Source organism: Bacillus sp. 166amftsu, from assembly GCF_900107445.1.
GTDB classification, from domain to species: domain Bacteria; phylum Bacillota; class Bacilli; order Bacillales; family Bacillaceae_G; genus Bacillus_A; species Bacillus_A arachidis.
On record NZ_FNQA01000011.1, the window covers coordinates 20,646 to 46,825 of the forward strand.

The following is a 26,180-nucleotide window of genomic DNA, read 5'->3' on the forward strand; positions in this document are numbered from 1 at the left end:
CACCTCTCTTCTTTGCTTTTGCTGATTTTTAATGTGGGGGATTATTGCTTGATAAGGAGGCTTGTTGATGCAACTAGAAACATTTCTACACCATTTACATTTTTCAATTGATGAAGTCATGCCCGAGGACAAGGACATCAACTGGGCTGATGCCCCCCTTCCCTATAAACTATACCGTAATCTACCTGTCATTCCTCTTTCTCTAGAGGTACCTCTAACATTACGAGATCAAAAGCTATCTAATGAACCTACCATAGAACAAATTGGGCATTGCCTTTGGTATACATTTGGCCTAACTCAATTTTGCCAGCCTTCCCTCGGCTTAGAAGAACAATCAACAACAAATATATACCGAAGATTTATTCCTTCTGGAGGAGCTTTATATCCAAATGAATTATATTTGTATTTAAAAACAATTCATTATCCGCATGGAATTTACCATTATGACGTAGCGCATCATCGTCTCGTATTACTACGTGAAGGGAATTTTGACTCTTATCTCACAGAAGCACTTGGAAATCGCTGCAACCTCTCTTCTTGTTTCGGCACTGCTTTCGTATCAACAATGTTTTGGAAAAACTTCTTTAAATATAATAATTTTTCGTATCGCCTCCAAGGTCTCGATACTGGTGTCCTCGTCGGTCAATTACTAGAAGTCTCTAAGCAATTTGGCTATACATCGGGTGTATATTTTCAATTTCTAGATCGGGCTATCAATCATTTACTTGGACTATCTGAACAAGAAGAAAGTGTGTATGCAGTTATTCCGTTATCTACCCAGCCTACAGAAGAATGGTTTTATCAAAGTAATACAAGTACAAATTTCACTTCTGATGAACTCTTACAACAGCTTCCCGTTTTAGAGCATGAACACTTTGTTCGATCAAAGAACTTTACTGATTACTCTCTCATAACAAGAATGAATGCAGCATCTATGTTGGATTCAACAGACCTATTTCGAACTATAACTGAAGAGACAATCGTTCCACATTACACACAAACTTTGAAACTCCCCATGGTAGAGCCATTATCATATGATTTCGCAACTGTTTGTCAAAAACGTTATTCACCTGATATCGATTTTGTCTTAAGGAAAATAAGCGCTACACAACTAGCTACTTTGCTTCATGAAGCAACCCTTTCCTTTCCTTATCAAAATGATTTAGACGGAGAACATATAAAAACAAAATCGCGATTATCACTGTACGGATGCTTTTATAACGTAGAAGGTGTGCCAAATGGTGCCTATTCCTATGACAGTAATGCTCATGCATTAGAACAAATTCAAACTGGAGATCTACGTCACCCTTTACAATCCGGTATGACAATGGACAATGTAAATCTCTTTCAAGTACCACTCTGTTTACATGTAATAGGAACTAAAGATTATTTAAAAAACGATTTAGGTTACAGAGGATATCGAATTCAACAAATGGAAGCTGGAATGCTCGTTCAAAAGCTCGTCTTAGCAGCCTCAGCTATGGATATGGGAGGACATCCGCTCTTAGGATTTGATGCAAACTTATGTGACAAACTGTATGAATTTGATAAAAAAAGAGAAACGACCCTTATTCAAATTCCAATTGGTCCTTATCGCCATCGCACTTGGTTAAAAGGATATTTGCATAGCTAAAAACACGCCCTTCGCTCAGTACAATGTGCTAGCAAAGGGCGTGTTTTTTAAAGGGATTAGAATTGCTCAAAGAGAATATACAAATTTAGGTAATTTATATAAAAGGAGAGGTCAGGTTGAGTGTATTACAAAAGTTAATTGAACAAGCTAAAAACCCTAGAGGTTCTATCGCTTCTTCCATGCTTTGTATTATGAATACAGCGCACGTTAGATTAACAAATTGGGCATTACAGAAAATAAATATCCCCAAAGATTCAATCATACTCGATATTGGTTGGGGAGGCGGCCGAACCATACATACACTGTCTAAAATAAATACCTCAGGAAAAATATACGGCATTGATTATTCAGAAAAAGCAGTAGAAAATTCAATAAAATTCAATATAAAAGATGTGAAAAATGAAAAGGTCATTATTCGTAAAGCAAGCGTATCTTCTATTCCTTATCATAATGAGTTTTTCAATCTCATCACGGCCTTTCAAACACATTATTTTTGGCCTGATTTAGAGAATGATATAAAAGAAGTATTTCGAGTTTTAAAACCGAATGGTGCCTTTATGATTGTCGCTGAAACCTTCAAAATCAATTATCATATGCAAAAATTTAAGACAACAGAAGAATTAGTAGACCTTTTCAGTAAAACTGGTTTTCAACATGTGAAATGTTACGAAGAAAAAGGATGCCTTTGTATAGTGGGGAGCAAATCATAGAAAAAGCAGACCTTCTAAGGTCTGCTTTCTCTATTAAATCACTTTAAAAATACTTTTAATCTGTCTTGCAAACAACCAATTTTTCGCTCCACAGTTATCATTTAAACTATCCAGCATGATAGAATTCCCATTTGAGAATTTCAACTGTAACGTTGTATTTTTATCATTTGTTTTTAGACTTATATCTGTAATGTCTTCATATTTTAATTTTTTAACTTCAATGTACTCTTCTTTCGCTTGACCAACGACAACATGATCTTGGAAAAAGAAGAAGACTTCCGCTTTTTTCCCAAAACAAAATACATGTTTCGGGTAAATTAATGTAGCGTTATCAACCGCAACACATAATTCCTTTATTTCTTGGACAATTTCTCCAAAGTCCTCCTCATGTCTTGCATTTGATTCCGCAATCCACTCTTCTACTGTTCTCATATTGATCGACATTCCTTATCCTCCTGCATCATTCAGTGCTAACTTGTTTCTATCGTATTTTTATGTATGTAAAAAATAAATACTATATGAAAATATAATAGATAAGTACTACATTTTTCAAGGGAAAATATGCTTTTGTGTCTCTTTTGTATAATTGGCTGTTTTCAAAAAAAATAGTACTTCTATAAGAAGTACTATTCCGCTCGCCGTGCTGCTTGTTGAATCGGATCCCAAACACTGTTATATGGCGGTGCATAACTTAAATCAACATCTTCTAAATCATGAATGCTCATTTTATGAAAGAGTGCCATCGCAATGACATCAATTCGTTTATCTACACCCTCTTCTCCAATTACTTGTCCACCTAATAGTTGCTTTGTATCAGAGCGATATACTAATTTCACATAAAGTGGCGTTGCATTTGGATAATAGCCAGCCATACTTGTTGCCTCTATCTTCACCGTGTTATATGGTATTTTCAACCCACTTGCTTCTTTTTCATTTAAACCTGTTCTTGCTAATGTGAATCCCATAAATTTAATAATGCCCGTACCAAGCGTTCCTTTAAACGCCCTTCGTGTATCAATCATATTTAGTCCAGCAAGGCGCCCTTGTTTATTCGCAGTAGTACCGAGTGGAATATGATCATGCGTTTCTTTTATGATGTGATAATGCGTTGCACAATCTCCTGCTGCATAGATGTCTTCCACATTCGTTTGCATATATGCATTTACTTCTATCGCCCCTTTTTTGTTCTTGCGAATTTCTGTTCCTGTAAGAAACTCCGTGTTTGGCTGCACACCAACTGATACTAGAACGAGGTCAGTCTTATACATTCCTTTATCTGTTTCGACAAATTCAACTTTCTCATTTCCCCTAAATACCTTTACATGTTCATTTGTCACAATTTCAATATTATGCTTTGCTGCTTCTTCATGTATATACGTTGCCATGTCAGCATCATAAATCGTACCGATATGATCATTTCTTTCAATCATTCGCACATTCTTTCCAAGTTCCACAAATGTTTCAGCCATTTCAAGACCAATTGCCCCGCCCCCGATAATTGTTACGTCCTCAACATTCTGTTCCTGTAACGTCTCCAATATTTTATGGGCATCCGGAATTGTTTTTAAAAGATGAATACCTTGCAGATTTTTTCCTTCCCAATCTGGCATAACAGGTCTAACTCCTGTTGCAATCAATAATCGATCATATTTATATTGAAATTTCACTTTTTCCTTTGTATGTATACCATGTACAATTTTGTTTTCAGTATCAATTTTCGTTACTTCATGATGTGTTTTAGCATCAATTCCATACTTATCACGAAATGTCTTAATATCCCGTGCAATTAATTTTTCAGTGGAAGCAATCGCACCACTAATCACGTATGGAAGTCCACACTGCGCATAGGAGTATATTTCACCTTTTTCTAACGTTACGACTTTTGCATCTTTATCATTTCTAACAATTTGCATGGCCGCACTCATGCCAGCAGCGTCTCCACCAATGATTACATAATTCACCAAATCACTCCTTCTTACAGTCTCTATTGTTTACATTTTCCAAATTGATCATAAATAAATCCTTTTTCTCTATACGTATCTTATACAAAGTATAATACTTTCTTCCTTTTGTTTACAAATAAACCCCTTTCCTCCAAACATAACAACGTGCATCTTTGTATATAGATCCATTTGACTTATACTTTGAAAACAATAGGGCTCTTACCACGTCTACACACAGGTGGACGCTGCTCTCCCCAAAAAAGAGTGGTTTTTTATTATTTTTCCCCTCCTTTGAACGGCTATAGGTAAAATGTCGTGTCTCACAAACTCGATTATTAATATGCTATAACAATCGTAATGGAAAGTAGGTGAAAAAAACGGTGTGTAGTAATTTTCTTATCTCTACTCCTGTTGAACCAAAAGTTGCTCAATCACTTGAACAGGAATTCAGCATTAGCGCAACACTCTACGGTGCACAAGCTTGGTCAGCTGATAGCAGTACCTTTTTTCAAGAAATTTGGAAATCTACCCTATTTGCATCCACATCACAGCCTGACGAGGCTGTCTATCCACTTGGTATCCTTAAAATTATCAACCTCTCTTACGACACAATAACAGTTGTCACATCAGAAGGATTAAGCAGTAAACTCGAGATTACTGTTCCACCGAACTCTGAAGCCATACTTTCTTCCAGTTCTTTAGCCAATGTCCAAGCTAGCACAACTGGCAGAGCAAGTAGAGTCAATTTTCTCTTTCATATCTTTTTTTCTCGCGAACCAGCTAGAGCTCCCCTCATACCATTACAGAAATCATAAAAAGGGAATTTCACCTTTACATCCTTCTATATTTTTCAACCGGAATCATGTCATCGTTACCATGAAACATAAAAGGATTTGTTACATGAAATGCAACCATATAAATAATAAAGGTACATCACCATGATCCTTGATGTACCTTTCATTTCTATAACAAGGAAATGAATTTCATTTGCCTACTCCTTTGACTTTATAAGTTCAACATTATACGTCTCGATATCATTCAGCGCTCCTGAATAATATGGATTTTCTCGATACCATGACTGTTTTAAAAAGTAGTCCTGCATATCTTTCGTTTGAAAAATATGGCCATGCCGAGCGTATATTTCATTTCTCGCAATCCGCAATTGATCTTTTGTTAAAGCGTTTAGCTCTGCACTTGTTAACTTACGAATATGACTATCAGGAAAGAAAAATCCGTTATATACATACTTTGTTGTTACTGGTGGCGAAGAGGAAGGTGACTGTTGTTCTTCAGATTTTTTTTGAAACGATAATGTATAGTATTGGTTTGTTGATATATGTTCCACCTTTGTTCGTTCTTTTCCGCTTGCGCCCTCTTTTTCTAAATAAATAGAAACGCTCCCATCAGTAGCTACCGGTCCCCATTTAAATTCTTCCCCTGTGAGAGTCGTAATCGGTTTCTGGTTTACATATAATGTTGCTCCTGTTACATTTGTTTGAATGGTAATGTAGTGCCCTTGTAACGATAGATCAACCGTTACATTATTTTGATTTTGTTTCATAAGCAAAACTTTTTCTTCACGCGCTAGCTTCACATAATCATTTTTAAACTCTGATTGGAACGTTTGAATCCCAGGAAAAAATGGTCCATATTGCTTTTCAAACATTTTATCAGTTGTCTTATCTAACTCTTTCCCATTTACCTTTAACAATGCATCCTTTTCATTCGTAAGGAGCGTTGCATAATACGTTTTTGCTTTCAATTTATATCGATCAAATAGAAAGAGGTATTTTCCATCCTTCGTTAATACAAAATCTACTTTTTCTACATTATTTTCCTTCTTCTTTTGCTGTTGTATAGAAGCTTTTAAATCATGAACATAGGAAGGATATTCTTTTATATACGAAAACAACGGAGCTACACTCTCTTTATCTACTACAAATTGCGGGTCATCTGTTGTAACCATATCAATTAGTTTTTCCGCATCCCTTTCTTGTAACATCGTAATCATTCTATCGATTTGTGCTTCTGCAGAATAATACTTTGCTCCATACATATATGCTCCGCCAAAACTAACAACAAAAAGAACGATAATCCCAATCCATATTATCTTTCCTCGGCTCATTTTCTTTCGTATCTGTGGTTCCTTCTCACTTCCTCTCCGCTCATGCTCAACTATTCTCGTTCCACAACTTTGACAAAATTGCACGCCATCCATTAATTGTGAACCACATTTTGCACAAACCTTCATCCATTCAGCCACCTTTTCGTTAGAAGTTCGTTATCCCTCTATTTAAGGTATCGACTATTGTTTTGATATAAGACCAATCAATATATATGCGATGATCCATGTACACACAGGATCCATTCCGCTACGATCTAACTTTAATATATGTACGAGGAGACAAAACATGACTACAAGAACCCCATGCTTCTGTCTAGCAACATTTTGACAAAACCCTTTCTATCTATATACAATATGTAAAAGTTTATACACCATAAAAAAATAATAGATTGGACAAAAACTATGGAACTCGCACACACACTTTTTCAAATATTCATTACTAGTTTGGTACAACTATTTTCTTTAATCGGTATCATCATTTTGGTTGGTTTTTTATTAGGATATTTAGAATCTCTTACACGAACATATTGGACGAAAGCTTTTGGTAGAAAAGGATTCCTTTTATCAGCTTGGATTGGCGTTCCTATTCATGAATTAGGACATGCTGTTATGTGTATCTTATTCCGGCATCAAATTGTAGCCATTCAGTTGTTCCCTACGAATACAAATAACGGTTTTCTGGGGTATGTGAAGCATCAATATAATCAAAGAAGCATATATCAAAGAATAGGGAACTTTTTCATCGGAATTGCTCCTATTTTTTCAGGGATGGTCGCCTTGATACTTTTGATGTATTATTTCGTACCACAATCTTATTCAGTATTTATGCATGCTCTTGAAACAAATACTCAAACCGCTTCTATCAATATCGATATACTGCAAAATATTTTATTATCATCCATTCTCTTATTAAAAAGTCTCTTTACAGTTAGCAACTTATTTAATCCTTTGTTTTGGCTTTTTCTTTTTATCGCGATTTGTATCTCTGCACACATCGCCTTAAGCAAACCGGATATAGAAGGTTCGTTAGATGGTGTAATTACTATATTTATCGTTCTTTTCCTCTTCAATACAATAGCAGGGCTGTTTCATTATGATAGTAATCAACTAATAGGGAATGTAGTGAAGTACAATATGTATGTACTTGCTTTCTCTAGTATTGCCATACTATTTTCATGTATCGCTGTATGCATCAGCTTTATGTTCTACAAAATGAAAACAGCTAGTTCAAAATGAACTAGCTGTTTTCATTAATTTTTAGTTATATAATTACACTGCTCCACTGGAACCCGAGCATGCCCCTCTTCGTCTGTACACCAAGACTGCGACTGAAACGCAAGGAAAATCCCAATCCATTGCTGCTTTTTCTCAAAATGGATGAATAGGCCGCCATCTTGCCATGTGCCATCATCTCCCTGCCACTTCTCTACATTCCCTTGATTCATATGAATATCATGTATCCCATTACCAGGTTTAAAATGAAAATATCGATCAGGCACATTATTTTCCGGACCCCATCGTTCTCCAAATGCATAAATAATTGCCTTTTCTTCTATTGCTCGTTTTATATAATATTCTATTTTTTCATTTAAATCATTGTCAGTTCCCGATTTTTCTGGCGGCAAAGGAATCATCTGTTTTGAATCAAATAAATTTCCCCGCACATAATCTAAAGCTACCTTTGGTTCATTATTTTTAATTTCTGTAAATCCAAATGGTAATGTCGGTAAAATCTTAATAGCTTTCGATTTTATATTTTCACTTGCATAATATAGTACTTCTGATGGATAACTCTGCGATTTCACATTCATCGCAACGCGGTAGTCTACTCCTAATTCATCTTGCAAATGAACTTGATAATGAGGTGTTTTCCCTTTTCCAATCATGGATTGTCGTGCTATACCTTTTAGAACGCCGTAGTTTTTTAGGGGCATGGGATCATCTCCTCTTCACAAAATAGAAACACTTGTTCTTTTATAAATTATCCACCAACAAGCAAAAATCCTCCTAAAGCAGAGGATTTCATCAAATATTTTATTGCAATGCATACCACCCGGCAACCTCTACCACCACAATCAACACCGCTCCAAAAATCATAAGCGTCGTCTTCTTTAATAATTCATTCTCACAGTGCGGGATATTACATAAATAGGCCCCAAGTGTAATCCGTGATGGACAAGCAATCGTCGCTACAGATGATGCTGTATTTTGCAGCGTCGTAACATATTGCCATGGAAGCCCTACGTTTTGCGCTGTTTGCATTTGTAGTTTTATAAACATCGCATTCGATCCTGCGTTACTTCCTGTTAAAAAACCACCAATCGCACCAATGAACGGGGCAACAAAAACAAATATCGTTCCAAATGTTTGCCCTGCTGCTTCTGCTAACAATGTGTGCATACCCGCCGCACCCATTAATTCTGAAATGGCAATGAACATTGTCGTTGTAATCGCAAACGGTATCCACTGCTTTACTGTTTGCAATAAAGATTGTTTTAGAATAGTAGAAGGAATACGGAAGAACACAATGGTAAATAAGCATGTAACCCCAAGCCAAAATCCAGGTGAATATAATAATGCTAGTTTATAAGAGTACGTTGGTAAATCAAGAATAGCATAAGATTGCAATATATTATGTAATGACGGAATGAGACGAGAAAGCAAAATACAAACTGTTAAAAATAAATAAGGACTTATAATTTTTAAAATAGAAACTTCTCGCTGCGTCGTTGCAGCATGCTCCGATAACAATTCCTTTTCCTGCCTTGCTGATATTTTAATGATAAGGAAGCCAAATGTAATTGTTACAATTGAACTTAAGATCCCAGCTAGTTCAACGCTAACATATGTATTAGAAAGATAGATAGCTACAGAAAATAAGAGAAAAAACCCTACTGCTTCCTTCCATTTCTGTCTTACCGCAGACCACCCACCTACTACATACAAAGAAAATATAATAAAGTACGCGAATATCGGAATGCTAAGTAGTGCTGTACTAGATCCTAAGTTTACTAATGGCATATTGATAAGCTGCGATCCGATAATTGTTCCCGTTGCCATCGCCCCCCATGAACTTGCTAGTAAACCGATAAAGGATAACAAAACTGCTTGAAACGGTTTATAGCCAAGTGAAAGAAAAATAGGAGCTGACACCATAAAACCAATTCCAAATCCACTTACTGATTCAATAAGTGGACAAATCCCAAAACACATTAAGAGCATTTGTAATAATCGATCCCGTGTAACATGCTCTATAAAGCGTGCAACTTGGTCAATGTAACCCATTTTGTTCATGAGGTGAAATAAAAGAATACCAAAAAACAAAACATATCCGACGATAAAACAAATTAAACTGCCTTTAACCGTTGCATGTACAATTTCTCCCATTTGCAGTCGAAACATTGGCGTTAGTAAAACAATTCCACCGCATACAGCATAGGAAATTAATGAAGCTTTAAGCGATGTTTGCTTAAATACAAATAAACAAATAAAGATCATCATAATTGGAATAAGAGCCAACAAAACAGCCATACCATCATCTCATTTCTTATAAAATACAATTGTAACTATTATATAACAGTTGGCAGAATATTCAATTCATTCGTAACAGTTCTTCAAATCCCTTTATGTGATGCAGTAGTAGACACATAATACTCCTATGTTACCTTGGCGTATATACAATCTAAGTCAAGAAATACCCCTCGTTGTTATTATCTAAATGGTATAATTTAGATAACAGTGTTCCATTTCACAAAAATGAGGAGGGGGCATATGGGAAGAGAAATACAGTTTGATAACGATAGTATGACGCTAAAATTAAATGGAGTAACAGGGTTCTTTGCCCTAAAATTGAAATTGAAAATCCCTTATAATACGATTCAAAATGTATATGTTGACTATTTTGATGCTCCACAATGGATGCTCCGAATGCCTGGAACTTCCATTTCAGCACTTAACATTTTTGAAGGTAGTTTTAAATATGCTGATGAATGGTATTTTCTCTCTTATGAAAACAGAGTACCTCTTGTAATGATCGAACTAGATGGTCATGAAAAATACAAATATGTCTTTTTTGAAATTGATAATCCTACTAACCTAGCTGCTGAGATTAGAAAACGGATAAGAGATTGATTAGAATTGTAATTATGTAAGGGAATGTAGATTTGAACTAAAGTCGCGATGTTTAAAAAAGTGAAGAAGCTTTCCACCTTTAGAAAGGCTGAGCATAAATCAAATTTTCGACTTATCTCTCAGCCTTATCATATCTTTATGCTCATTGAGCCACGGCTTGTTTGTTTCTTTCCATAGCTCTCATGGATTCGTCTACTTTAACCATCATGGAACATTCTACTCTCTTACGGAAGATGTCACAGCTGAAATCGTAGATTCCATTGATGGAGCCGGTTGCGTGCAGTGCGTTGGCAGGGCAACCGCCACTGCAGTAAAGTTTTGCCCAGCAGTCCTGACATTCTGGCTTCGAGTAGCAATTGCTTTCTTTAAATTGACATTGCATCTCTTGTTTTGTAATCCCATCCCAGATGTTTCCCATGCTGTATTCGTTATCCCCGATGAACTGGTGGCAAGGGAAAAGCTCACCCCATGGCGTAACAGCGAGATATTCAGTTCCTGAGCCGCAGCCCGAAATTCTCTTTTGGATGCAAGGGCCTTCTGAAAGGTCAAGCATGTAATGATAGAAAGTGAATCCATTACCTTCTTCCTCACGCTTTATCATTTCCTTAGCAAGAATTTCGTACTGGTTATAAATATCTGGAAGGTCCTCTTCGGTGAGTGCATATGGTTCCCCAGGATTACAGATAACTGGTTCCATCGAGAGCTTGTCGAAACCAAGATCTGCGATATGAAAAATGTCATTGGTGAAGTCAACGTTGTTGTGAGTATAGGTTCCACGCACATAGTATTCTTTATCTCCACGTTTTTTAACGAATTCCTGGAATTTCGGAACGATATAATCGTAACTTCCCTTTCCAGTTACTGTTTTACGAAGGTGATTATGGACTTCTTTTCTTCCATCAAGACTCAATACGACGTTGTACATTTCTTTATTCAAAAAATCAGTGACTTCATCGTTTAGCAACATACCATTTGTAGTAAAGGTGAAGCGAATTGTTTTTTTGTACTCTTTTTCTTTACTTCTTGCGTAAGCAACAATCTGTTTTACAACTTTCCAGGCCATAAGCGGCTCTCCGCCAAAGAAGTCGATGTCGAGGTTTCTGTGGTGACCGGAGTTTTCCAATAGGTAATCGATAGCTCTTTTACCAACCTCATAACTCATAATCGCTCTACTTCCATTGTATTTCCCTTGGCTGGCGAAGCAATATTCGCATGATAAGTTACATGTATGTGCAACATTGAGACAAAGAGCCTTTACATAAGTTTGGCGATTTGTTAAATCAATTGAGAGGCTCTTATATTCATCCTCAGTAAAGAGTTGTCCATCATTTTTTAGCTCTTCGATATCTGCAATGGTTTCCCGAATGTCCTTCTCAGAGATATCGGAATCATGTACGTATTTTTCTAACATCATTGTTATGATTTCTTCTGCAGCAGTAGTCTCATACAGCGCGATGATTTCATAAGCGAGGTCGTCAACAACATGTACTGATCCACTGTAAGTATCGAGTACAATGTTGTACCCTTTTAGTTTATATTGATGAATCATGATTAATAATCAAACTCCTTTTATCTATAAAGTAACACTTCCGTTAATGGAGCTTTTACTTCTTGTTCATATGAGATAAAAATGACCGCCCATCCGGAAAGCAGTTGGGCGGTATCTTTCTTCTTTTCTATCTGTTCATTGTATTCTCACATTTTTGATTTGCAACTCCGCAAGACGTCTTACAAGCTGATTGGCAAGATGTTTGGCATGCACCACATCCGCCATGTTTTACTGTATCTGTCAGTTTACGAGTACTTAGTGTTACGATTCTTTTCATAACGTATCACTCCTTTTAAAGAATATTTTTAAGAAACACTTTCAACTTTTGTGAATGTTTTCACATTCAAAACTACAATTTGTGAATAACTTCACATTGATCCCGGAAATAATTTTAACAACACCTTTGGTTTACGTCAATCATTCGTGTTACGGAAATTCCACTCGATTGTGCGTATATTTTGATAAAGATTGTCTGCTTCTAATGAAAGTCCCTCATTGTTCAGCTGTTTGATTCATGTGTTTTCATACATAACAAACACCTTTATTTCCTAATAAAATAGAGGCCCCTTAGCAGGTAGCCTCTTCTTATTATTTCACTGTAGCGATTAACTCACAAATTTCATTCTGCTTTCCTGTTTCTAATAACTCAATTACCTTACTCCCAACAACAACTCCATCACATACAGTAATCATTTCCTCTATGTGCTCAGCCTTCGATATGCCAAATCCAGCAACTACTGGAAGGTGTACATGCGCTTTTACTTTTTCTAGGTAACTATGAATTTCTTGCTTAAAGTCACGTCTAACCCCAGTGACCCCCGCTACCGTTACCGCATAAACAAACCCTTGCGATTCCCTCGTAATCTTTTCAATCCGTTCAACTGGACTCGTTACTGTAACAAGTGGAATTAAAGCAATATTCGCATCACGAAGAAGTGGTGCAATAATATCTTGTTCTTCATATGGCAGGTCTGGAACGATAATTCCATCTACTCCAGCTTCAAGACAGCTTCTGATAAACCGTTCTTTTCCAAATGCTAAAATCGGGTTTAGATAGGTCATAAGTACAAATGGAATATTTACTTCCTGCCTTACTTCCGCTAATGCCTGAAAGATTCCACCGAGCGTTGTGCCATTATCTAATGCTCGTTTTCCTGCTCTTTGAATTGTTGGTCCATCTGCAACTGGATCAGAAAAAGGGATACCAATTTCAACAATGCTCGCTCCTGCTTCATCTAAGAAGCGAATTTGTTCCTTTAATGTTTCTAAGCCACCATCTCCCCCCATTACATATGGGATGAATGCTTTTTTTCCATTTTGAAACGCTGCCGTAATTCTTTCTACTCCCATCATTTACACCTCTTCCATATAACGTTTTATACTTTCAACATCTTTATCACCGCGGCCCGATAAACAAATGACAAGTCCTTCACCTTGCTTCATCGTAGGCGCCAGTTTAAGTGCGTACGCTACAGCATGTGAGCTTTCTAACGCAGGAATAATTCCTTCTTTTTTCGTTAGTAACTGGAATGCAGCCAACGCTTCTTCATCTGTAATTGAGTTGTAAGAGACACGGCCAATATCTTTTAGCAGACTATGTTCTGGCCCAACTCCTGGATAATCTAGCCCTGCTGAAATAGAATGTGCTTCCTGAATTTGTCCTTCTTCATTTTGTAGGAGATACATCATCGAACCATGAAGGACGCCAACGCTTCCTTTCGTTAGTGTTGCTGCATGCTTTTCTGTATGAACGCCTTTCCCTGCTGCTTCTATGCCGTAAAGAGCAACTTCTTCATCGTGTACAAATGGATAGAACATCCCCATCGCATTACTTCCCCCGCCAATGCAAGCCACAACTGCTTCTGGTAATTTCCCTTCAAGCGCTGCATATTGCTTCTTCGTTTCTTTCCCAATTACACTTTGAAAATCACGTACAATTTGCGGGAACGGATGCGGTCCAAGAACAGATCCCATTACGTAGTGCGTATCGTGCACGTGTGCAACCCAGTAGCGAAGCGCTTCGTTTACTGCATCTTTTAGCGTTCCACTACCCGCTGCAACACTTTCCACTTTTGCTCCTAATAGTTCCATTCTGAAGACGTTTAACTTTTGGCGTTTTACATCTTCTTCTCCCATGAAAATGACGCACTCTAAACCGAGTAATGCGCATACCGTCGCCGTTGCAACTCCGTGTTGTCCAGCTCCTGTCTCAGCTACAACCTTTTTCTTACCCATTCGTACTGCAAGAAGCGCTTGCCCAATTGTATTGTTAATTTTGTGAGCTCCTGTATGATTTAAATCTTCACGCTTTAAATAAATTTTCGCCCCGCCGCAATACTTTGTCAGGTTCTCTGCAAAATAAAGCGGTGTTTCCCTTCCGACGTACGTTTGTAAATAATGCTCCAATTCTTTCTGAAAGGTTTCATCTTGCATCGCTTCTTTATACGCTTCTTCTAATTCTAAAACGGACTGCATGAGCGTTTCTGGAACGTAACGTCCTCCATATATACCGTAATGACCTTTTTCATCTGGATATGCATACTTCATACCTAACACTCCTTCGCTTTTCTAATAAATTGTTTTATTTTCTCACGATCTTTCCTGCCATCTGTTTCTACTCCGCTGCTGACATCTACCATATACGGCTTAACAATTCTAATCGCTTCTTTAATGTTTTCAATGTGTAATCCACCAGCTAGAATGCACTTTTTGCGAATTTCATCTGGCATATCATCTAGTAACTGCCAAGAAAATGTTTTGCCATTTCCACCATGAAACTTTTCTTTCGGACTATCAAATAAGAGAAAATCAGCTTCATAGTCTGATGATTGCTCTATATCTTCACTCGAACGTACACCAACCGCTTTTATAGACGGAATATTCAATCTTTTAACATGATGATTCCCTTCATCCCCATGTAGTTGTACATGCGTTAAGCCACAATCATTTGCGATTTCCCGGATGACTTCTACCGATTCATTTACAAACACACCCACTTTCATTACATCAACTGGAAGCTCATCAATAATCTGTTTTGCTCTTTCAGGTGTAATTTCCCTTTTGCTTTTCGCAAATACAAATCCAATAGCATCTGCGCCGTATTCACAAGCTACTTTTGCTGTTTCTACATCGGTAATGCCGCAAATCTTCACTTTCATGTTGTCACCTTCAGCGATTGGAAAAAGTCTCCGACGGAAGGTGTAGTCATCAGCGCTTCCCCAACAAGAATACCCTTTGCCCCGGCCTTCTTCACACGCATGATATCTTCTTCCGTATGAATTCCACTCTCACTAATCCAAAGTATATTTTCCTCATTTAGCCGTTTTCCTAGATTTTCAGTTGTGCTGAGATCTACTTCAAATGTTTTCAAATTACGATTGTTTATTCCAATCACATGAGGGTTTAGTTCTAGCGCTATCTCTAATTCTGCCTCATTGTGTACTTCTACAATTACTTCTAATCCGAGCTCTTGTACATATGCATATAATTCTTGTAACTTTTGCTTCGGCAAGGCAGCAACGATAAGTAAAATGAAATCCGCTCCAGCATCATACGCCCGATCAATTTGAATCGTATCGATGATAAAGTCTTTACATAGAAGCGGAATATTACTATTTGATCGTGCCGTTTCTAAATCGTGAAAAGATCCTTTAAAAAACTGACCATCCGTTAAAACAGAAACAGCTCCGGCACCGCACTCTTCATACGTTTTCACTTGTTTCGTTACGTCTACATGTAAATTAATATCCCCTTTAGATGGTGAAGCTCGCTTCACTTCAGCAATGACTGTGAATTTCTGCAACGCTTCTACAAGGGAGTGTGACTTCCGTTTTTTCTTCACCGGCGTATATGTTTCGCGCAGCACTCCTACTTCTTTTTTCTTCTGCTCAACAATCTTATCTAAAATTGTTCCCATTTAGTTCACCTTCTCTAATCTTTTATTACTAGCTGCAATTAATTCATTTAATTTCGCTAGTGCTTTTCCCGAATCTATACTTTGAGCCGCAATATGAATCCCTTCTTCAATTGTCCCTGCTTTTCCATTTGCAAAAAGGGCTAGACCTGCATTTAATAACACCGTATCACGATATACACTCTTTTTCCCTTGTAGTACCCCGAATGTAATATTGGCATTTTCTTTTGCATCTCCGCCTCTAATCTCTTCATTTTTCACACGAGAAAACCCATATTCTTCTGGCGTAATACTTGCTTCTATAATCTTATTATCTTTTAAAATCACCACATGATTTTCTCCTTGCAGAGATGCTTCATCTAAAAATCCACTTCCATTTACAACAAGCGCTTGTTTTCTACCGAGCTTTTGCAATACCTCTGCTACAGGCATGAGCATATCTCGTTTGTATATGCCAACAAACTGTGTTTCTAAATCAATCGGATTTGTAAGCGGACCGATTAAATTAAAAACGGTCGGTACATTTAGCTCTTTTCTTATTTTCATAATGCGCTTAAGTGCTGGATGCATCGCTGGTGCAAATAGAAAAGCTATGCCTACTTTTTCTAATAAATAGTCAATTTCTCTTGGCGTACATGCAATATTGACACCGAGTTCTTCTAATAGATCCGCACTCCCTGTTTTACTAGAAACAGCGCGATTCCCATGCTTTGCCACCTTTACACCAGCACCAGCAAGTACGAAAGCAGATGTTGTACTAATGTTGAATGTTTGTGCACCGTCTCCGCCTGTTCCGCAATTATCCATTGCTCCTTTTATATGACTTGCAAATGGTAATGCCTTTTCCCGAAGAGCACGAACGAGACCATATATTTCATCCGCTGTTTCACCCTTTGCCTTTAACAATGCTAAAAAAGCAGCAATTTCACTTTCTAATATATCTTCACTTAAGAGTGCAAGGCCTGCTTCATACATTTCCTGTTCCGTTAAGTTCTGGCTTTCTACTAATTTTCGTAGATAACTGTTCATACTCGCTCCTCCTCTTTCACATTAGATAAAAATGCACGCATTAATTTCCCGCCCTCTTCCGTCGCAATTGATTCCGGGTGAAACTGTAATCCAAAGAGTGGATAATAGTTATGGCAAACTGCCATGACTTCCCCATCATCCATCGCTGTTGCTAGTACATCGAAACACTTTGGAATCGTATGCTTCGCTGCCACGAGTGAATGATAGCGCATCGCAGTTAACGGCTGCGCGACATATGAAAATATCGATGTGCCATTATGTTTTACCCGTGATGTTTTCCCATGTTTTATATGTTCTGCCCTTACAATTTCCCCACCAAATGCCGAAATAATTGCTTGGTGTCCAAGACAAATGCCAAGAATCGGAATTTGTTTATAAAAATGCCTGATTACTTCGATGCAAATCCCTGCATCTTCTGGTTTTCCAGGTCCTGGCGACAGAATAATTGCTTTTGGTTTCATTTCTTTAAGTTCTTGAACCGTCACTTTATCATTTCGCAGTACCACTATCCCTTTGTAATACGCCCCCAACAATTGATACAAGTTATAAGTGAACGAATCATAATTATCGATGAGTACAATCATTTCATTACCTCCAAAAGTGCTTTCGCTTTATTCAATGTCTCCTCATATTCAGCAATTGGATCTGAATCATAGACAATACCAGCTCCCGCCTGCACATATGCTTTCTTATCTTTTACAACCATTGTGCGAATCGCAAGCGCCATATCAAGGTTTCCAGAAAAAGCTATATATCCTACTGCTCCGGCATATACATTTCTTTTTTCCTTTTCTAATCTATTTATAATTTCCATCGCTCTAATTTTCGGTGCTCCGGATACAGTGCCAGCTGGCAAACAATAAGCTAATGCGTCAAAACAACTCATTTGTTTTTTTAATATTCCGGAAACTTCAGATACAATATGCATAACGTGCGAGTACTTCTCTACTTCCATATACTTATCTAATCTAACAGAACCGACTTCACTCACTCGCCCGATATCATTTCTCCCTAAATCTACAAGCATCATATGTTCAGCACGCTCTTTCTCATTTGCTAACAACTCTTTCGCTATCTCTTCATCCTCACCTTTTGTTTTTCCGCGTGGTCTTGTTCCTGCAATCGGATTTGTCATCACCTTATCATTTCGTACAGACAGTAAGCTTTCTGGTGAAGAACCAAGCACAACATAATCTTGGAAATCAATATAAAACATATATGGTGATGGATTTGCAATACGAAGTTTGCGATATAATGCAAATGAATTGCCTATAAATTCACTTTGCAGACGCTGAGATAATACAACTTGAAAAATATCACCAGCTCGAATGTATTCTTGTGCCTTTTCTACCATTTCGCAAAACTTTTCTTCCGTTATAGAAGAAGTAAAGGATAAAGAAGACTGCATTTCTGTTACTTGTTCTTCTTCTCCATGTAACACATTTTGTTTATATACCTGCAATCTCTCATACACTTCTTCAAAAGAGTCTGTATCGTCTTCTCTGTATACATATACAAACGATAATTTCTGACGTAAATGATCGTATACAACAAACTCGCGGTATAGTAATACATGAACCTCTGGAATATTTATCGGATCAAACAGTTCTTCTCCAATATCTTCATATTGCCGAATCACATCATAACCAATATATCCAACTGCTCCTCCGCAAAATGGAAATGGACTTTCCACCTCCGATGGCGCAAGTATCTTTTTCAATGCTTGCAATACGTTTTCTTCTATCTGTTCACTCCTACCATTTATCGTAATCTCTACCGCTGTGCCACTACTTTTGATTTCTCCGTATGGATTACATCCTAAATAGGAATAACGTCCCTTATCTTGATGAAGCTGTGAGCTCTCGAGTAAAAATTTTTTCTCACCTTTCATCCGGCGATATAAAGCAATCGGTGTCACACTATCTCCTTCTTCTTCATCAATGACCAAAAATGTCTTTCCTTGCTTCTGTTGAAATTGTTCTTTCGTTATCATGACTGCCACCTCACTATTTAAAATAAAAAAGTCCCCTGCATATCGGAATATGCAGAGGACGATAAATTTACCGCGGTACCACCTCGTTTGGATGCAAAAGCATCCCTCTTTATTCAGGTACAAATATATACCTTATCCTTGTAACGGCGGAACCCGGGTTGCCTACTTCTTTCGGTTCAGCATACCTCTCGTAAGCCCATTCTGTATATGGCACCGCACCGGGCTCCCACCTATCCCCGGCTCTCTGGAACGTCTCCAATATACGTACTCTTCTTACTTAAACGATTTAGTTTATTTAGTTCATTTATTTTTATACAGGATATTCAAAAAGTCCGGTAAAGATAGCTTTCGCATTTCTTCGCCTGCGTCGCCAGTCTGGTACTCATGTAGTTCTATCTACACTCCGTATCCTCCTTTTTGAACAAATATTTATACACAAAAAGGGAGTACTCATCCTATAAAAAGGACGGGTACTCCCGTGGTGCCACCTTAATTCGTTACACATGTAACGCACTTTGCCGTATCAAAAGTTAATACGTGTCTCTTGTATCGATGAGATCATGTCGCCAAAGCCTACTTCTTTCGGTTCGGTTTGGAAGCTCCGAAGGCCATTCCATATTAATTCCATACTGATTCGCACCAACCATCAGCTCTCTGACATGTTCATAATACGTACTCTTCTTCATCAACGCTTGCATTTTTTTTAAGTTGCATTCATTATATTCTCTACTTTTCCGAAAAGTCAATGCTTTTCAAAAAAAAAATATTTTTTCTTCATTCAATATTATATTGACAAAACAACCCGTTTTTATGTAAATATAATAAATACTCTATTAAAATCAAAGTTTTTTGTCAGAAAATTATATATTCGAAAAATAAACCAATGTCAAAAAACGCTTACATTTCAGAAAATTCGTATTTGTATATGGATTTTCTGAAATAATCATGATAGATTATAAATATGCAAAATTCATCAAAAGATATTACAAAAGGAAGGGGAACTACATGAGTACGCAGATGTTAATTTTAACTTCTATCTCTATCTACATGCTCGGGATGCTAGTCATTGGCTATTTTGCCTATAAACAGACATCCAACTTAACAGATTATATGCTTGGCGGGCGTACACTAGGCCCCGCAGTAACAGCATTAAGTGCTGGAGCAGCCGATATGAGCGGCTGGTTGTTAATGGGATTACCCGGTGCTATGTTTAGCGTTGGATTAAGTAGTAGCTGGATTGCGATTGGCCTTACACTTGGCGCATACGCAAACTGGATCTATGTCGCTCCTCGCTTACGTACCTACTCAGAAATTGCTAACAACTCTATTACTATTCCAGAATTTTTAGAGCATCGTTTCCATGATGCATCTCATATGCTACGCCTTGTTTCTGGACTTGTTATTATGATCTTTTTCACATTTTATGTAGCTTCAGGATTCGTCTCAGGTGCAGTATTATTCGAAAATTCATTTGGACTAAATTATCATGTTGGATTACTTATTGTTGGAAGCGTTGTTGTAGCTTACACATTATTCGGCGGTTTCTTAGCTGTAAGTTGGACAGACTTCGTTCAAGGAATCATCATGGTGGTTGCTCTTATCCTTGTCCCACTCGTAACAATTATGAATGTAAATGGCCTTGGACCAGCATTTGATACAATTAAATCTATTGACCCAGCACTATTAGATATTTTTAAAGGAACATCCGTATTAGGTATTATTTCATTATTCGCCTGGGGTCTTGGTTATGCTGGACAACCTCATATTATCGTACGCTTTATGGCTATTTCATCTGTAAAAGAAATTAAAAGCGCACGCCGAATTGGTATGAGCTGGATGATTTTCTCTGTAGTGGGAGCTATGTTTACTGGTCTTATCGGTATCGCTTACTATTCAAAAGCAGGATTAAAGCTCTCTGACCCAGAAACAATTTTCGTTGAACTAGGTAATATTTTATTCCATCCATTAATTACTGGATTTTTATTAGCAGCTATTTTAGCAGCTATTATGAGTACAATCTCTTCTCAGCTTCTTGTTACATCAAGTGCGGTAACGGAAGACATATATAGAACATTCTTTAAACGTTCTGCATCTGATCGTGAGCTTGTATTTGTTGGTCGTATGGCCGTTCTTGTTATTGCACTTATTGGTTGTGGATTAGCATTTAAACAAAACGACACAATCTTAGCGCTTGTTGGCTATGCTTGGGCTGGCTTCGGTTCTTCATTTGGTCCTGTCGTTTTACTAAGCTTATACTGGAAACGTATGACAAAATGGGGCGCGTTAGCTGGAATGATCGCTGGTGCTGCAACTGTTATCACGTGGACACAATTTAAGTTTTTAAAAGATTTCCTATATGAAATGATTCCAGGTTTCACAGCAAGCTTACTAGCGATTGTTATTGTTAGTTTACTAACAAAACCTTCAAAAGAAGTTGAAAAGCAGTTTGAGGAATTTGAAAAAACTGCATAATATTTTTTAGAATAGAGAACCTCCACTTTCATCATAAAAGTGGAGGTTCTTTTTTATGTACCTTTCGACAATTTTTTCTTTGAAATTAACAATTTCTTTATGTTTCGTTAAATTAACTATAACACTACTTCGTTATAGTATTAGTATCAGCACTTATACAGAGAGGAGACTTCGAAATGATGGCATCAATAAGAAACCAAAATCAAAAAAATTTTTCACCTATCACAAATACTTCTTGCCCAAACATACAATCAAAACCTCGAATTTCACTTGCTCCTTCTGTTGTATCTGTAATTGGTGTGCATATACAAAAAAACAAACTAAAAATAAAAGTAGGACAAAGCGCTGAATTATCTGCCTCTGTTCTCCCAATTCAAGCAACAAATCAAGAACTTATTTGGACAAATATGAATCATGACGTTATAACAATTCATACAGATGACGACAAAGCCATCATAACGGGAAAAAAACCTGGGCGAGCTGTCGTGATCGTAACAACTGCCGAAGGGAAATTTCGAGATTTATGCGTCGTTTATGTTCATCCTTTTATAACAAATCCAAAATAAAATCCCTTGCTTTGTTAAGCAAGGGATTTTATTTATCCTTGTGACTTAAAATAATCATGGGCCTTTTCTGCTAACATTTTACGTTCCTCTGGCTTTTGGAGATACTCTATAACTGTCTCCGCAATCTTTTCATGAGGGACAAAAACAATTCCTGGCCACTCTGCTTCATCATCAGGATTACTAGTTTCAGAGATAATGAATTTATGATTCGCGACAGCGTAAGAAATCCTCGGCGTTTCAAGAATACCCGTTAAATAGTAGTGTAGATTTAAAACAATTTTGGATCTCGCGATAAGTTCATTTCTGAGAATTCCCCATACATTGCTATTAAAAATAATATTTAAATCTGGTGCAAGCTTTTTTAACTGATCAAAAATTGCATTACGGCGCTTATTCATAGCACCGATAAATAATACATCAATGTCTTCAGAGATAGGCTTTATAAAAGTATCTGTTTTAATCTTTAAAGTAGGAGCATAATTCATTTTGACATGTTTCACTTCTTTTCCTAATTCTTTCTTTTTCAACCAAGCAATATTTTGAGAACTGTAATCCCAAATTATCCTATTCCTCAATATATTGCGATAAATATTATTATCATAAGGGCATCCATCATATAGCTGCTCTAAATTATAAATAATCGCATCTTCTGGAATCTCAACAGGAGTACGGACATATGAATGTGCACCAAAAACTATTGTATTATTCGCGTTTGTTAATAGTGTTTCTGATATAATCGCCGTTTTCCCCTGCTGTTCTAATTTCCATTTTAAAGCCCTGGCAACATCAATAAAACTTATATATGTATATGGCCATATATAAAGACAATAGTCATAAGATTCGTTGAAATACGCTTCAAATGCTTTTACATTATTTTGATAAAGAACTACTTCAGGATGCTCAGCTAGAAGTTTATCGGCATATTTTTTCCCAATCTTATGCAATCCCGCATAGTACGCTGATATACATTTTTTCAGCTCAACAGCCTCTCTTTGACTCGGTGAGAGATCCATTTCAAGAAGGAGACCTGCAATCAAAAAGGCTTTTAGATGATCTCGATCATAGTAATATTCCAATGCAGGTAACAGCTCATTGGGTGTACCACCATGTACTGAAGCTCCTAGTTCAACGGCCCATCTAATTAATTCCATTTTCTTTCCGCTCTCCCCTCTGAGAACAAATCATATAATTTTCCATTTTTTACATGAAAACTAATTTCATTCCTTTTACTATTTATGAAAATTCCATTTTAGTTATTCTGCTTTTCATATAATTCATATACATATCAACTTCACATCCTATATAGCCAGCAAATCTTAAATTTCAGCATCAAAATATAAAGTGAACCTTTAAATCAGCGTGATTTTTCTTCATCTCCGTCTCGCTTTCCCATTTTTCTCTGTACATCGAGAGAATAAAAATAAGAGTGGCTCTTGAGACCACTCTTATCACTTGTTCATTATATGATATTCCACTTCAATTTGCGGATGAATGCTTTTTAACAAAGAAACAAATTGTTGCTTATCTTTCGGTGAGACAAGCTCTGCTTGAAACTGAGAACCATAAAGTATTTCCAGTCTATCAAAGGACAATGCCGGAGCTGCTAGTGGATTTTTTGTTCTTGAAATTTTCCTTATATCCTTAATTGAAATTCTTTTTTTCATCGGCCCATATCGAATAATAATTTGTTCATTCTCTACCGTATACCCTGTTGTAAACCAGCTCCAAATGATAAGAATTGCAAGAGGAATGGTGAAAAATAGAAGGAAATAGTCCCTTCCTGCAAGAAATGGAGCAAAACAGGCAGCGACCCCCGCCAAATAAATTGAATATATCCATGCATCTTTTTTGTAAATGTAACGATTTTATTTGTAAGTAAACAATTTTATTATTACTCAACAAAAAGGATATCCTCACTCGTTTTCTCTCTTTGACTCCACTGGGCATGCGGCTAAAAAAGGAACGGTTCCTCTCTCCCACCCAAAAAGAAAGGTTTTTTATCAGTTTTTCAATTTATATAGAAAAAGCTGTTAGGATCGCCCCTAACAGCCTACTAATTATCTATACATACACTACAGCTCTTGCGTAAATGCTACACTTTGCACCGGCTCTTTTTGCGTACGTTTTTGCTGCTGCAGCAAGAAAATAGACACACCGCATAATACGAGAACACTACCAATCACTTGCATCACATTTAACTTCTCACCAAGCAAGAAAAAGGCAAGTATAGACGCACCAACAGGCTCGCCTAAAATACTCATTGAAATCGTTGTGGCATTCACATAATTTAATAACCAGTTATTAATCATATGTGAAGCAGTTGGTACAATCGCAAGCAAAATGAAAATCCACCAATCCCATGTGGAATATCCTGTAAATGGCACACTCATGATTACATTATAAATAGCTATAAATAGCCCCGCAAATGCAAACACGGTAAAGCTATAAATCCAGTGTGAAACTTTTTTTACAGTTGTTTGCCCAATAAATAAATAACCAACAACTGCAATTACGCTTAAAAAGGATAAAATGTCTCCTATCACCGCTTGCTCACTTAATCCTAAATCTCCCCATCCAATACACATTACACCTAAGATGGCAATCCCCATTGTGGCAATCGCTGAAGAAGTCGTTCTTTCTTTAAACAGAAAAAAACCTCCAACTAGCGATACGATGGGCTGGAGCGCTAAAATAATCGTTGAACTTGCTACAGTTGTAAACTTTAAAGAGGCGAACCATAAAAGGAAATGCAGTGCTAAAAAGAATCCAGATCCTATTAAAAAACACCAATCTCGCGCTTGAATTCTGCGAAACTCTTCACGCTTTTTCCAAACGATTGGAAGCATAAGGATTACAATAATCCATAATCGATACATACTTAAAATTGAAGATGGCGCCGAGGACATCTTTACGAAAACTGCTGCAAATGAAATGGCTATAATAGAAACTGCTAACGGTAGTGCGATTGATTTTTCTTGTTTCAAAGCTGTTTTGCCCCTCTCCTGTAAAAATCCCCACCTCATTATATATAAATCCAATTTAATCTTTCAACATATAAATCTTCGTTATGAAAAACAAAAAAGAACCTGCGCTTACTGTCTCGCCTTGTTTTCACTTAGGATGTGGGCTGAATCACTTCTATCCATCGCCGTACCCTCTCTCCCATCTAAAAAAGAAAGCTTTTACCTCAACCTTTCTTCCATCATATGAATACTATTTTTTTAGATTCTTCATACTACTATGGTAGAATATAAAATGAGAAGCACAGGTAGTAAATATATCCTTTCATTTTGACTATCTGCGCTACCCTCACAAAGCAACTACAGCATATTTTTTATTTAGGGGGATCACACATGAGTCAAGCAATCGGGAGAATAGAAGAACTTTCATTTTACAGTACATCACTTCAAGAAGAGATTACACTTCTCGTCTATTTACCAGCTAATTATACACCGCTGCACAAGCACACCGTTGTAATTGCACAGGACGGAAGAGATTATTTCCAGCTTGGTAAAGCGCACCGCGTAATTGAGCATCTTCGTGAAAATGAAGAAATTGACCGAACAATTATTGTCGGTATTCCATATAAAAATGTGCACGATCGTAAAGAAAAATACTTTCCAAACGATGTGAAAAATAGCGCATACATTCGTTTCCTAGCTCACGAACTCGTTCCATATATTGATGAAAACTATCCAACTTATCAAATGGGAAAAGGTCGCGTATTAATTGGCGATTCCCTTGGCGGTACAGTGTCCTTTATGACATCACTTATGTATCCGCATACATTTGGTAAAGTTGTTATGCAGTCCCCATTTGTTGATGAAACCGTACTGAGCCTTGCAAAAAATTTTACAGAGCCACAAGCATTAGAAATTTATCATGTAATTGGGACAGAAGAAACTGCTGTGAAAAGAACGGATGGGCAAATTTCTGATTTTGTAGAGCCAAATCGCGAATTACATGCCTTGCTTACAGAGAAAAATTTCACAACGCATTACGAAGAATTTGAGGGAAATCATACATGGAAATATTGGCAAAATGATTTACCAAAAGCATTTTCTTACATTCTATCAATGAAATAATAGGGAGCAGTGTTCAGAATTATTTGATATA

25 protein-coding genes and 2 other annotated features are annotated in these 26,180 nt (G+C 37.1%); of the genes, 8 read left to right on the forward strand and 17 right to left on the reverse strand.

Annotation, left to right across the window (positions count from 1 at the left end; all coding sequences use genetic code 11):
* The first annotated feature begins 67 nt into the window (after positions 1-67).
* On the forward strand, positions 68-1,633 hold the full coding sequence (locus BLV40_RS19895; protein ID WP_090693116.1) for a SagB family peptide dehydrogenase: 1,566 nt from the start codon (positions 68-70) through the stop codon (positions 1,631-1,633).
* A gap of 116 nt (positions 1,634-1,749) precedes the next feature.
* Positions 1,750-2,343 (forward strand): class I SAM-dependent methyltransferase, encoded by a 594-nt coding sequence (locus tag BLV40_RS19900; protein ID WP_090693121.1) that lies wholly within the window; start codon positions 1,750-1,752, stop codon positions 2,341-2,343.
* A gap of 33 nt (positions 2,344-2,376) precedes the next feature.
* On the opposite strand, the gene BLV40_RS19905 is transcribed toward BLV40_RS19900, so the two are convergent.
* Together BLV40_RS19905 and BLV40_RS19910 are read right to left on the reverse strand one after the other, a co-directional pair.
* Positions 2,377-2,787 carry a DUF3908 family protein gene (locus tag BLV40_RS19905; protein WP_090693127.1) on the reverse strand — a complete coding sequence of 137 codons (411 nt, stop codon included), beginning with the start codon at positions 2,785-2,787 and terminating at the stop codon, positions 2,377-2,379.
* A gap of 182 nt (positions 2,788-2,969) precedes the next feature.
* On the reverse strand, positions 2,970-4,304 hold the full coding sequence (locus BLV40_RS19910; RefSeq protein ID WP_090693131.1) for an FAD-dependent oxidoreductase: 1,335 nt from the start codon (positions 4,302-4,304) through the stop codon (positions 2,970-2,972).
* Between the two features lie 362 nt (positions 4,305-4,666).
* Between BLV40_RS19910 and BLV40_RS29430 the strand changes: the two genes are divergently transcribed.
* Entirely contained in the window at positions 4,667-5,101 is a 435-nt protein-coding gene (locus BLV40_RS29430; RefSeq protein ID WP_090693133.1) for a hypothetical protein, read from the forward strand.
* Between the two features lie 176 nt (positions 5,102-5,277).
* On the opposite strand, the gene BLV40_RS19920 is transcribed toward BLV40_RS29430, so the two are convergent.
* The gene (locus BLV40_RS19920; RefSeq protein ID WP_090693135.1) at positions 5,278-6,537 is read right to left on the reverse strand and encodes a TcaA 3rd/4th domain-containing protein; all 1,260 of its coding nucleotides are present in this window, start codon (positions 6,535-6,537) and stop codon (positions 5,278-5,280) included.
* 276 nt (positions 6,538-6,813) lie between these two features.
* On the opposite strand from BLV40_RS19920, the gene BLV40_RS19925 reads away from it, so the two are divergent.
* Positions 6,814-7,647 (forward strand): hypothetical protein, encoded by an 834-nt coding sequence (locus tag BLV40_RS19925; RefSeq protein WP_090693138.1) that lies wholly within the window; start codon positions 6,814-6,816, stop codon positions 7,645-7,647.
* 14 nt (positions 7,648-7,661) lie between these two features.
* Here BLV40_RS19925 and BLV40_RS19930 read toward each other — a convergent pair whose 3' ends face one another.
* Both BLV40_RS19930 and BLV40_RS19935 read right to left on the reverse strand, forming a co-directional pair.
* A complete protein-coding gene (locus BLV40_RS19930; RefSeq protein WP_090693141.1) occupies positions 7,662-8,345 on the reverse strand; it encodes a DUF2278 family protein in 684 nt (227 codons plus the stop codon).
* A 100-nt stretch (positions 8,346-8,445) separates the two neighbouring features.
* Complete coding sequence (locus tag BLV40_RS19935) at positions 8,446-9,942, reverse strand: L-lactate permease (RefSeq protein WP_090693145.1); 1,497 nt, start codon at positions 9,940-9,942, stop codon at positions 8,446-8,448.
* Positions 9,943-10,182: 240 nt separating this feature from the next.
* Between BLV40_RS19935 and BLV40_RS19940 the strand changes: the two genes are divergently transcribed.
* On the forward strand, positions 10,183-10,542 hold the full coding sequence (locus tag BLV40_RS19940) for a hypothetical protein (RefSeq protein WP_090693150.1): 360 nt from the start codon (positions 10,183-10,185) through the stop codon (positions 10,540-10,542).
* Positions 10,543-10,684: 142 nt separating this feature from the next.
* Here BLV40_RS19940 and scfB read toward each other — a convergent pair whose 3' ends face one another.
* From scfB to trpE, 9 genes are all read right to left on the reverse strand, one after another.
* Positions 10,685-12,091, reverse strand: coding sequence for a thioether cross-link-forming SCIFF peptide maturase (scfB, locus tag BLV40_RS19945; protein ID WP_090693152.1), 1,407 nt, complete (start codon positions 12,089-12,091; stop codon positions 10,685-10,687).
* Positions 12,092-12,218: 127 nt separating this feature from the next.
* Positions 12,219-12,368 carry a six-cysteine ranthipeptide SCIFF gene (scfA, locus tag BLV40_RS19950; RefSeq protein WP_079999468.1) on the reverse strand — a complete coding sequence of 50 codons (150 nt, stop codon included), beginning with the start codon at positions 12,366-12,368 and terminating at the stop codon, positions 12,219-12,221.
* A gap of 311 nt (positions 12,369-12,679) precedes the next feature.
* On the reverse strand, positions 12,680-13,441 hold the full coding sequence (trpA, locus tag BLV40_RS19955; protein WP_090693336.1) for a tryptophan synthase subunit alpha: 762 nt from the start codon (positions 13,439-13,441) through the stop codon (positions 12,680-12,682).
* 3 nt (positions 13,442-13,444) lie between these two features.
* Positions 13,445-14,638, reverse strand: coding sequence for a tryptophan synthase subunit beta (trpB, locus tag BLV40_RS19960; protein WP_090693154.1), 1,194 nt, complete (start codon positions 14,636-14,638; stop codon positions 13,445-13,447).
* A 2-nt stretch (positions 14,639-14,640) separates the two neighbouring features.
* Positions 14,641-15,249 (reverse strand): phosphoribosylanthranilate isomerase, encoded by a 609-nt coding sequence (locus tag BLV40_RS19965; RefSeq protein ID WP_139265577.1) that lies wholly within the window; start codon positions 15,247-15,249, stop codon positions 14,641-14,643.
* A complete protein-coding gene (gene trpC / locus BLV40_RS19970; protein WP_090693157.1) occupies positions 15,246-16,007 on the reverse strand; it encodes an indole-3-glycerol phosphate synthase TrpC in 762 nt (253 codons plus the stop codon). Before trpC ends, BLV40_RS19965 begins: the two co-directional genes overlap by 4 nt.
* On the reverse strand, positions 16,008-17,033 hold the full coding sequence (trpD, locus tag BLV40_RS19975) for an anthranilate phosphoribosyltransferase (protein WP_090693160.1): 1,026 nt from the start codon (positions 17,031-17,033) through the stop codon (positions 16,008-16,010).
* Entirely contained in the window at positions 17,030-17,617 is a 588-nt protein-coding gene (locus tag BLV40_RS19980; protein WP_090693162.1) for an aminodeoxychorismate/anthranilate synthase component II, read from the reverse strand. Before BLV40_RS19980 ends, trpD begins: the two co-directional genes overlap by 4 nt.
* Positions 17,614-19,026: an anthranilate synthase component I gene (gene trpE, locus BLV40_RS19985; RefSeq protein ID WP_026591470.1), complete on the reverse strand. Its 1,413-nt coding sequence runs from the start codon at positions 19,024-19,026 to the stop codon at positions 17,614-17,616. Before trpE ends, BLV40_RS19980 begins: the two co-directional genes overlap by 4 nt.
* Positions 19,027-19,077: 51 nt before the next feature.
* Positions 19,078-19,317, reverse strand: a binding site (T-box leader).
* 168 nt (positions 19,318-19,485) lie between these two features.
* Positions 19,486-19,724 (reverse strand) — a binding site (T-box leader).
* A gap of 307 nt (positions 19,725-20,031) precedes the next feature.
* Between trpE and putP the strand changes: the two genes are divergently transcribed.
* Together putP and BLV40_RS20000 are read left to right on the forward strand one after the other, a co-directional pair.
* Positions 20,032-21,498, forward strand: a complete 1,467-nt coding sequence (gene putP / locus BLV40_RS19995; protein WP_026591471.1) for a sodium/proline symporter PutP — start codon at positions 20,032-20,034, stop codon at positions 21,496-21,498.
* 176 nt (positions 21,499-21,674) lie between these two features.
* On the forward strand, positions 21,675-22,064 hold the full coding sequence (locus tag BLV40_RS20000; protein ID WP_139265578.1) for an Ig-like domain-containing protein: 390 nt from the start codon (positions 21,675-21,677) through the stop codon (positions 22,062-22,064).
* Positions 22,065-22,096: 32 nt separating this feature from the next.
* Here BLV40_RS20000 and BLV40_RS20005 read toward each other — a convergent pair whose 3' ends face one another.
* The 3 genes from BLV40_RS20005 to BLV40_RS20015 form a co-directional block, all read right to left on the reverse strand.
* Positions 22,097-23,215 carry a CgeB family protein gene (locus tag BLV40_RS20005; protein ID WP_090693169.1) on the reverse strand — a complete coding sequence of 373 codons (1,119 nt, stop codon included), beginning with the start codon at positions 23,213-23,215 and terminating at the stop codon, positions 22,097-22,099.
* 297 nt (positions 23,216-23,512) lie between these two features.
* Complete coding sequence (locus BLV40_RS20010; protein WP_090693172.1) at positions 23,513-23,920, reverse strand: PH domain-containing protein; 408 nt, start codon at positions 23,918-23,920, stop codon at positions 23,513-23,515.
* Between the two features lie 216 nt (positions 23,921-24,136).
* Positions 24,137-25,048 (reverse strand): DMT family transporter, encoded by a 912-nt coding sequence (locus BLV40_RS20015; protein ID WP_090693173.1) that lies wholly within the window; start codon positions 25,046-25,048, stop codon positions 24,137-24,139.
* 369 nt (positions 25,049-25,417) lie between these two features.
* Here BLV40_RS20015 and BLV40_RS20020 point away from each other — a divergent pair, with 369 nt between their 5' ends.
* A complete protein-coding gene (locus BLV40_RS20020; protein WP_090693176.1) occupies positions 25,418-26,149 on the forward strand; it encodes an alpha/beta hydrolase in 732 nt (243 codons plus the stop codon).
* The last annotated feature ends 31 nt before the right edge of the window (positions 26,150-26,180 follow it).

Excerpts from the sequence above, each read along its gene's own strand:
- trpA (WP_090693336.1), bottom strand. The coding sequence starts at position 13,441 with ATGGGAGTAGAAAGAATTACGGCAGCGTTTCAAAATGGAAAAAAAGCA.
- BLV40_RS19925 (WP_090693138.1), top strand. The coding sequence starts at position 6,814 with ATGGAACTCGCACACACACTTTTTCAAATATTCATTACTAGTTTGGTA.
- trpB (WP_090693154.1), bottom strand. The coding sequence starts at position 14,638 with ATGAAGTATGCATATCCAGATGAAAAAGGTCATTACGGTATATATGGA.
- BLV40_RS19980 (WP_090693162.1), bottom strand. The coding sequence starts at position 17,617 with ATGATTGTACTCATCGATAATTATGATTCGTTCACTTATAACTTGTAT.
- trpC (WP_090693157.1), bottom strand. The coding sequence starts at position 16,007 with ATGGGAACAATTTTAGATAAGATTGTTGAGCAGAAGAAAAAAGAAGTA.
- putP (WP_026591471.1), top strand. The coding sequence starts at position 20,032 with ATGAGTACGCAGATGTTAATTTTAACTTCTATCTCTATCTACATGCTC.
- BLV40_RS19965 (WP_139265577.1), bottom strand. The coding sequence starts at position 15,249 with ATGAAAGTGAAGATTTGCGGCATTACCGATGTAGAAACAGCAAAAGTA.
- trpE (WP_026591470.1), bottom strand. The coding sequence starts at position 19,026 with ATGATAACGAAAGAACAATTTCAACAGAAGCAAGGAAAGACATTTTTG.
- BLV40_RS19935 (WP_090693145.1), bottom strand. The coding sequence starts at position 9,942 with ATGGCTGTTTTGTTGGCTCTTATTCCAATTATGATGATCTTTATTTGT.
- BLV40_RS20005 (WP_090693169.1), bottom strand. The coding sequence starts at position 23,215 with ATGGAATTAATTAGATGGGCCGTTGAACTAGGAGCTTCAGTACATGGT.
- BLV40_RS19930 (WP_090693141.1), bottom strand. The coding sequence starts at position 8,345 with ATGCCCCTAAAAAACTACGGCGTTCTAAAAGGTATAGCACGACAATCC.
- BLV40_RS19905 (WP_090693127.1), bottom strand. The coding sequence starts at position 2,787 with ATGTCGATCAATATGAGAACAGTAGAAGAGTGGATTGCGGAATCAAAT.
- BLV40_RS19920 (WP_090693135.1), bottom strand. The coding sequence starts at position 6,537 with ATGAAGGTTTGTGCAAAATGTGGTTCACAATTAATGGATGGCGTGCAA.
- BLV40_RS20000 (WP_139265578.1), top strand. The coding sequence starts at position 21,675 with ATGATGGCATCAATAAGAAACCAAAATCAAAAAAATTTTTCACCTATC.
- trpD (WP_090693160.1), bottom strand. The coding sequence starts at position 17,033 with ATGAACAGTTATCTACGAAAATTAGTAGAAAGCCAGAACTTAACGGAA.
- scfB (WP_090693152.1), bottom strand. The coding sequence starts at position 12,091 with ATGATTCATCAATATAAACTAAAAGGGTACAACATTGTACTCGATACT.
- BLV40_RS20020 (WP_090693176.1), top strand. The coding sequence starts at position 25,418 with ATGAGTCAAGCAATCGGGAGAATAGAAGAACTTTCATTTTACAGTACA.
- BLV40_RS19895 (WP_090693116.1), top strand. The coding sequence starts at position 68 with ATGCAACTAGAAACATTTCTACACCATTTACATTTTTCAATTGATGAA.
- scfA (WP_079999468.1), bottom strand. The coding sequence starts at position 12,368 with ATGAAAAGAATCGTAACACTAAGTACTCGTAAACTGACAGATACAGTA.
- BLV40_RS19940 (WP_090693150.1), top strand. The coding sequence starts at position 10,183 with ATGGGAAGAGAAATACAGTTTGATAACGATAGTATGACGCTAAAATTA.